6 protein-coding genes are annotated in these 7,893 nt (G+C 65.7%); 2 read left to right on the top strand and 4 right to left on the bottom strand.

Features of this window, described 5'->3' with window-relative positions; genetic code table 11:
• Both FJY88_10035 and FJY88_10030 read right to left on the bottom strand, forming a co-directional pair.
• Positions 1 to 457: hypothetical protein (locus FJY88_10035; GenBank protein ID MBM3287670.1), on the bottom strand; the 457-nt coding region annotated here is incomplete at its 3' end.
• Positions 458 to 503: 46 nt separating this feature from the next.
• Complete coding sequence (locus FJY88_10030) at positions 504 to 1,457, bottom strand: hypothetical protein (protein MBM3287669.1); 954 nt, start codon at positions 1,455 to 1,457, stop codon at positions 504 to 506.
• A gap of 22 nt (positions 1,458 to 1,479) precedes the next feature.
• On the opposite strand from FJY88_10030, the gene FJY88_10025 reads away from it, so the two are divergent.
• Positions 1,480 to 3,111 (top strand): DUF1624 domain-containing protein, encoded by a 1,632-nt coding sequence (locus tag FJY88_10025; protein ID MBM3287668.1) that lies wholly within the window; start codon positions 1,480 to 1,482, stop codon positions 3,109 to 3,111.
• Here FJY88_10025 and FJY88_10020 read toward each other — a convergent pair.
• Both FJY88_10020 and FJY88_10015 read right to left on the bottom strand, forming a co-directional pair.
• Positions 3,108 to 3,671: a hypothetical protein gene (locus FJY88_10020; GenBank protein ID MBM3287667.1), complete on the bottom strand. Its 564-nt coding sequence runs from the start codon at positions 3,669 to 3,671 to the stop codon at positions 3,108 to 3,110. The genes FJY88_10025 and FJY88_10020 overlap by 4 nt on opposite strands.
• 50 nt (positions 3,672 to 3,721) lie before the next feature.
• On the bottom strand, positions 3,722 to 6,784 hold the full coding sequence (locus FJY88_10015) for a hypothetical protein (GenBank protein ID MBM3287666.1): 3,063 nt from the start codon (positions 6,782 to 6,784) through the stop codon (positions 3,722 to 3,724).
• Positions 6,785 to 7,100: 316 nt separating this feature from the next.
• Between FJY88_10015 and FJY88_10010 the strand changes: the two genes are divergently transcribed.
• Positions 7,101 to 7,893 (top strand): hypothetical protein (locus FJY88_10010; GenBank protein ID MBM3287665.1); only part of this gene is annotated, 793 nt, incomplete at its 3' end.

The following is a 7,893-nucleotide window of genomic DNA, read 5'->3' as shown; positions in this document are numbered from 1 at the left end:
ACATCTCGATCACCATGTTCTCGGCGTCGCGAGCGTCGCTCCCCTGCTCCAGCGAGGTCACGTTCGCGGGATCGCTTATGTTGTAGGAGGTGATCCCTTCTGTTCCCTCGACCAGGAAGGCGATGTTGACCACGCTGCCATGCGAGGGGGTGCCGACCGCCCGGATGGCGTAGCCGTACTTGGTCGGCCGCGTGATGCTGACCATGGCCGGCGCCGCTGGGTCCCGAAGATCCGCGACATAGAGGCCCGCCTGCCCTCCCGCGAGGTAGGCGTGGCTCCCGAGCGCGTCCACATCCTCGACCACGCTGGGCAGCGCGAGTCGCCCGATCACCTGTATGGGAGACTGAGGCGGCTCATAGAGATCCTGCTCTCCGCAGCCATTGAGGGCGCCCGCCCCCACGATCAGGAGGAGAACTCCCCTCGCCCATGTCGCCTTCCGCCGTCGGTCATATCGCATCTGTCGACTCCTGATCCCGCGGCCCGCGATCGGACCGCGCAGCTGCTCAGAATGGGTAGGTCGCGCCGACCCAGACCCTGTTGTCCTTGTATGCCTTCTCCTCGGCGTCCTCCGCCACGACGGACGCCGGCAGTGAAGTCGTGCGGCGGGAATAGCGCCATCCCGCGACCAGGCTCATCGGACCGTATACCGGCTTGGTCCCCGCGGTGATCTCCGTCGCGTAGACCTTGTCTTTCCTGCCGGTGTGGAGGGCATCTTCCCAGGGCGTCTTGTCGCCCGTGTAGTAGTAGATCTGGTGCTGGCCCATGATCTCGCACGACGCGATGAACTTGAAGCGGCCCGACGGCTTGTAGCCGACGGTCATCTCGTAGAGATCCCGCTCGTACGACCCGTCCCCGTTGTCGGAGTCGGCCTTCGTCTCCCCGACCTGGTCGTAGCCCCTGGCGTCCACCACGCTGTATGCGTATTTGCCGTCGAGCTTGAAGGACTTCGAAACCGTCACCGAGCCGATGCCGGCGGCGCCCCACTCGGCGTTGTCGCTGTCCATGAAGGGACGGTTGTAGTAGCGGAGGGTCCGCCCTCCGTCGACGCGGACGTTGATCTTCTTGGTCAACCGATGGGAATACCCGAGCAAGAAGGCATTCCTCGTGAGCTTGAACGGCGTCGGTTCCATCGGGACGGTCCGCGAGACGAACGGCGGCCGGCTCGAGTAGTGCCGGATGTAAGAGGGGGGGGCATAGGTGTAGCTCGCCTCCAGGAAGTCCTGCGCAAAGAAGGGCTGCCGCAGCCGCACCGAGTAAGCCTCGTTGTTCTTGATCGGGTTGCGGGCGTACTCCCACCGGATGTAGCCGAACCGGAGCGTCGTCGGCTTCTTGCCGAGGAGGGGACGGCCCGCCGTGCAGCTCAGTCGGGGGCTCAGGATCAGGTCGTCGTAGGTCTCGATCTTGTAGCGCTCGGGCTCGATGCCGCCGACGAACCTGTCGATCGTGTCGTCCGACATCCGCAGGATGTTGTCGTCGTAGATGAACTGGAAATCCGCGCTTCCCGAGATGGTGACGATCGGCTTCTTCTTCGCCCTGCGCTTCGAGGGCCTGGATCTGGGCTTCGACGCCGCGTCTTCCGCTCCGGGCGCGGCGGCCTGGGCGAGGAGATCCGACCGCCATCGCGACGCCGGCGACGCCGCGTCGCCGGATGGGATCTCGCGGGCTCCCCCCTGCGGCGCCGCGAGAACCGTGCAGACAACGAGAACCGCTGACCACGATGCCGGACCGATCATCAATGCGAACCCCTCAGCGAATCGTCAGGTTGTCGGGTTGTCGGGTTGTCGTGCGAGGATCGGCGAGTGTCCGTCTCCCCACCCTACAGCGGCCCCACCCATCCGTCAGGGACCCACGGGGGGAGAATACAGCACCGGCCGCCCCGGGGGAAAGCCGGATCGCCTTGCGTCTACCGTGCTCAGCGTGAGATCATCCGCCGCAACGGGCTTGGTCCGGAGGCGCGATGCCGGAGTCCGCCGCCGGGCCACGAGACATGCCGGTCTCGGGGGAGGATGCGTGGGTGGGAAGTCGAGGTTCCCCTTCATCGACCATTTCCGCGGCCTCATCATAGCCCTGATGGCGCTCGATCACGCGTCCACCTACTTCAACACCCTCTGGATATCGTTCGACCCGCTGGACCCCCTGTTTCCCGGACTCGCCCAGTTCCTGATCCGCTACTCCAGCTACCTGTGCGCCCCCGGATTCCTGATCCTGACCGGCGCGATGATCTGGCTCGCCTACCAGAACCGCCGCAAGGCGGGCCTGAGCGAGTGGCAGGCCAAGTGGTACTTCATCAAGCGCGGGCTCTTCCTCGTTCTCCTGCAGATCACCTGGGTGAACTCGTCCTGGGGAGGGTTCGCCAGCTTCAGGCCGGCGCACATCGGGATCATCGCCTGCATCGGGCTCTCGATGTGCCTCCTCGCCCTCTTCGTGAACGCGCGCTGGGGGATCAGGCTGGCGATCGGACTCGGCGTCCTCATCGTCCATCCCTTCCTGCTCAAGATCCCTTACGACCCGAAGAATCCCTGGCAGGAGGCACTCATGCAGACCTTCATCGACGCGGGGGACTTCAACAAGTACCCGGTCCTGCCCTGGTTCGCGCTGGCGACGCTGGGATCGGTGATCGGCGTCGGATGGCTGAAGGACTGGACGACGACAAGGCGGCGGGTCGGCTGGACTCTCGTCATCGCCGCGGCCAGTTTCGCCGTGGCCATCGCGCTCCGCATGGGAAGGGGATACGGAAACCTGCTTCCCTTCGATCGCCTCGGCACCATCTCGTTCTTCCTCGATCCGAAGTACCCCCCCAGCCTCTTCCACAATCTCTGGTTCTTCGGGGCCGTGATCTCGACCGCCGCCGTTCTCGACCTGATCGGCCGCGCCGTGCCCGCCCTGCTCAAGCCGCTGGCGATCTACGGCCGTGTCGCCCTCTTCTTCTACGCGATGCACATCGCGATCCTGGGGGTCGTCTCGAAGCGGCTGGGGCTCTACTACCTTCAGCTGGACGTCGGAGGCACGCTTCTCGGGTGGGTCGCGCTCCTTCTCGTGATGATTCCGATCTGCGTCTGGTTCGGGAGGATCAAGCAACGGAGCGACAACTGGATCATCCAGATGATCTAGATCCCCCCGCCCGAGCCGGAATCCTCCTTCTGAACCTCGATCGCCTCGCCGCGCAGGGTGAAGCCCTTCTCGGCGATCAACTCCCGGAAGAGATAGACCTGGAAGGAGTACTCGCCGGGGACACGCTTTCCCTTCGGGATCGAGAGGGCGCTCGACAGGGACGCTGATGAGTCGGCGGACAGATACTCGATCCTCCGCTTGAAGATGAGGTCCCGATCGGGATCGAGCCAGACAAGGTGGAAACTCAGGGGACGCGCCCCGCGCGCCTCGGGATTGGCGACATCGACGAAGGCGTGGACCTTCTCGTCCTGGCCGATGTCGAAGACGCGGGCGACTCCGAGGCGCTTGCCCGTCTTCTTGCTCACCTTCGCCTTCGAGGCGAGCGTGATCGAGACCTCGACATCCCCCTGCTTCTTGCCGGTGAAGACGACCGTGGAATCGGCAGCCATGGCCGGCGTCTCGATGCGCGTGGTGCAACCGCACGCGAGAAGAGCGCAGAGCGCGATCAGACCGAGCGCGAATGAGCCCATCGCGAATCGCATGAAGAATCCCCTCATCATCCCGGATCCCGCCGAGACATCCGCGAGTGTCGCAGACCGAAGCCGGATGGTCATCGGAGAACGATGACCTTCGCCAGCCCGTCCTCCCCCGCCGAGCGGATGCGGCAGAAGTAGAGTCCCGAGGGCAGGCCGCGCGCGTCCCACTCCATCCGGTGGCGCCCGGCCGGCACCGACGATGCTTCCATCATGCCGACCCGCCTGCCGCCCAGATCGAAAACCTCGAGCCGGACCCTGCCCGCCTGCGCGAGGAGGTATTCGATCGAGGCGCGGTCCCGCAGCGGATTGGGCCGGATCGACTCGATCCTGATGCCGCGGTCGCGCGGCAGGCCGCCGTCCCACTCAGCGAGGGCGGACGGCGTCGGCTGCGCCAAACGCTCCTCCCACCGGACGGTCGCCGAGGCCGAGGGGGACGCGGCGCGGATCTGGATGAAACGCTGGTTGTTCGGATATGGGAACTCGAGCGGCAGCGTCGCCGGCTGCCAGGCCTCCCACTCGACCAGGCGCAGCTCCTCGAACCAGGAGAAACCCTCGCCCGATGCCGGCCGATCCATCTGGCAGCGCACATTGAAGTACCTCGCGTCGGCCGGGACCTGAAAGTTCTTCGCGAAGTAGGCCCAGTCGCTCGTTCCCGAGACCGGATCGTCGATCTCGTAGGTGCCGAGCAGGCTCGTGCCGCGGTCGCGATAGAAGCGCGCGGCGAAGAGGGCGTCCCGGGCATTCTCGGTTCGCATGTAGCCGGCCAAGGAGTACTCCGTCTTGTTCTCGAGGGCGGGATACGCCTCGAGGTCCGTGAGGGCGGTCCCGCTGCTCGATGAGGCCCGACGGAGCCGAAGCGATCGTAGCCCCTGATGGACGACCTGCGAATCGTAGACTTCGTCCGAGCTGTTGAGGTTCCAGAGGGTCGCCCCCTCTTCCTCGAAATCCCCATGCCAGAGGAGCTCGCGCCCGACTCGCACCTCCACGTCTCCCGAGACGCCTGCGATCGAGAGGATGCGGGAAAGCGTGCCGGCGCCCGCGCGTTCGATCGGAGGCGAGACGTGCCAGCCGTCCTCCGCCGTCAGGGCGACCGACCGCTCGGGCTCCGACTGCGACCAGACCACGCTCTCGGGGTCGAGGTAGATCGTCCCTTCGCTCGTGGAGGGATCCACGCCGACGACCGTGTTCAGCTCGCGCGAGTAGTCGGCCATGCGATCGAGGATCTCCCTGCCCAGGCGGCCCGTCGCCGGGCGGGGGATCCAGTCATCGACAAACACCGGACGGAATGTGAAGGAGCGGAACCCCGCCTTGTCGAAGCTCGTGTGGAGAACGACGGACGGGAATGTCTCGGCGAAGGTCTGGTCGAAAGCGAAATTGCCCAGGCTGTGAGCGATCAACACATCCTGGTATGCCTCGAATCCCTGCAGGACGTGGGGGTGGTGGCATATCACAAGATCGGCTCCCTCCTCGACCGCCCTCCAGCGGAGCTGCCGATCGGTCAGCGAGGGGCGCGTGAGGAACTGAACGTCCGCCGCCGCCCCAACGGGATCGGCTGCGTCGAGGAGCGGCTCCGCCCGGGCGGCAGCCTGCCGGTCCAGGGGGAAATCGAGCCCGTCTGAAGCGGGCCCCCCGCCGCCCGGCATCAGCGTCCCCGGCTCCGTCTGGTACTCGATCCCCGCGTGGAGCTGCGCGACCACGAGATCGGCGAGGGCGCGGACGGAGTCGATCGCCGCCGCGATGTTCGTTTCCGTGAGATAGGCGAAGCCCGGCTTGGAGGCGGCCGCGTCGAGGAAGGGCTGCTGGTTGTACTCGCGTCCGGCGCGGTTGCACTGCCCGAGAAAGGCGATAGCCACGCCCCGCTCGCTCCAGAAGGCCGGCTGCATGGCGAGATACTCGTTCGCGCCCGCGCCCGACCAGCGGATCCGCGCGGCGTCGAGAACCTCCTGCGTCTCCTCCATGCCGCGCTCGCCGTAGTCGATGATGTGATTGTTCGCGAGCGAGACGAGATCGATTCCCGCGTAGGTCAGTCCGGCGACGTTGGAAGGACGGCCGCGAAAGACATACGACTTGGTCGGATGCGGCGTTCCCTCGTCCGTGAGCGGGCACTCCAGATTGCAGACGTTGATGTCGGCCGCGTCCCCGTAGATCGAGCGCGTCGGGATGAAGATGTGCTCCGGACCGTAGGTGTCGATCAGCCCGCCCGGGTCGTCGTAGCGCCTTGCGAGCATGACATCGCCGACGAAGTTCATGGTGATCAGAGGCTCCGGCCCGCTCGGATCGACGCGGACCTGCGCGCTGTCCCTTCCCCAGAGGCCGGTGTCGTCCCTCACCGCCAGGCTCACGGTATAGGTATGGTCGGAGTGGACGAGGAACTCGTGCGCCGGATCCGGCAGACTGCTGAAGCTGCTGTCTCCGAAGTCCCAGGCGTAGGTGAAGGCCTGGCTGTCGGGATCGTAGACCTGCGCGTGGAACTGGATCCCCACGCGGAAGAGCTTCGGAGCGATCCGCCTGACGTCCTGCCGCCCCTGGACGATCTCGACATCCGGCGCGACGGGAAGGTCCTCCGTGACATCGATGATCTCGTCGAAGATCGTTCGGCCGTGCGTTGTCTGGTCCCTGTCGTTCACGTAGATCAGACGCGTGATCTGCGGGTCGTAGCCGTATCGCGCCCTCCAGTCCCTGCCGACGGGAAGGAGGCAGAGGTTCCACACTCCCACGGGGAAGGCCCCTTGATAGGTGACCTCCCACTGGGTCGCCGTCGGAAGCTGCGTTCCCGCGAAGGTGTAGAGGAGCACGTTCGTCCCATCGCCGATGCCGAAGGCCTGCATCTCTCCGACATCCTCGACGAAGATGGCGACTTGAAGGACCGTGGCGGACTCGATCGGGTAGGGCGGGATCGACTCCGACTTCCATGTGTTGCCATAGAGGCGCAGGGCATAGGTCGAGCCGGGATAGGTCTCGCCGCTCTGCACTTCCCAGGAGTTCGGGTCCCGATCCTCGGTCGGGCTGTAGGACTGGAGGACCACCTGCCCCGACTCGAAGTCTTCGAGAACGAACCCTCTTCCGAGGGCGTGGGGATGGATGGCGAGCACCATGAGGATGCCCGGGAGCAGGAGCCGAAGCAGGTTGCGTGACATGCACCCCCCGAATCGAGATAGCCCATGCTAGGCGATGAGAGATCGTCCATATGATTCTACCACTTGGAGGCCCGGGAGAGCACGCCGGCAATCTTCGTGCGGCAATCTTCGCGCGAGCAACGCCGGGCCCCCAGCGCTCCATCTGACGCGGCCGGATCTCGACGGCTCCAGTTGCCCCGCGCCGCGAACGCGAACACGGCGGAGCGAAGGGAACAGTCGAGGCCTGAGGGGATTGCGGCGCGCCTGCTGTCTTCTCAGGCCGGCCAAATGCGTCTAGAATCGAATCGTGGGGAATCGGCCGCCTGCCGGAGGCGAAGTGACGCAGCGAGCTTCTCTCATCGGTCTCTCATCGCGGCTTGCGATCCGCGGCGCCGCGCTCGCCGCGCTGCTCGCCGCGCTCCCGCTCGATTCCTCCCCGGCCTATCTTCCCGAGCAATCCGACTGGGAGGAGTGCACGATCGCGGTGATCTCGGGAAGCGCCACGCCCGACGGCCGCCCGATCATCTGGAAGAACCGCGACACGGGGCTCGTGAACAACGAGGTCGGCTACTTCGCCGATGGACCTTACCGGCACGTGACGATCATCAACGCGGGCGAGACGACGACCGCATGGCTCGGCGTCAACGATCAGGGCTTCGCCATCTTGAACGCCCTCTCCTACAACCTCCCCGACAGCCTGAGCATCGGGATCACGAACGGCGAGCTGATGAAGCACGCCCTCCGGCACTGCGCCACCGTCGCCGAGTTCGAGGACTATCTCGAGCAGACGAACGCGATCGGCCGGCCCAATCCGAGCAACTTCGCCGTGATGGACGCGGACGGCGAGGCGGCGATCTTCGAGGCCGGCAACTACTCCTTCGTCCGTTTCGACGCGACCGACCCTGTTGACGCGCCCAGGGGATTCCTCACGCGCATCACCTACTCGCTGTCGGCCGACACGGCCGGCATGGACACATTCCGTTACCACAGAAGCCGGCGCATGATCGAGCGGGCGCTCGCGCGCCGGAGCCTGGACGTTCCCTACCTCCTCCAGAAAGTGGCGCGGGATCTCTGCTCGAAGGAGGTCGATCCCTACCCGCTGCCCTACGAGGGTTTCCCTCCCGGCAATC

The organism is Candidatus Eisenbacteria bacterium (genome assembly GCA_016867495.1).
Classification (GTDB): Bacteria; Eisenbacteria; RBG-16-71-46; order CAIMUX01; family VGJL01; genus VGJL01.
Note: the sequence above shows the minus strand (reverse complement) of the source record. Positions and strands in the feature narration are given on the sequence as shown.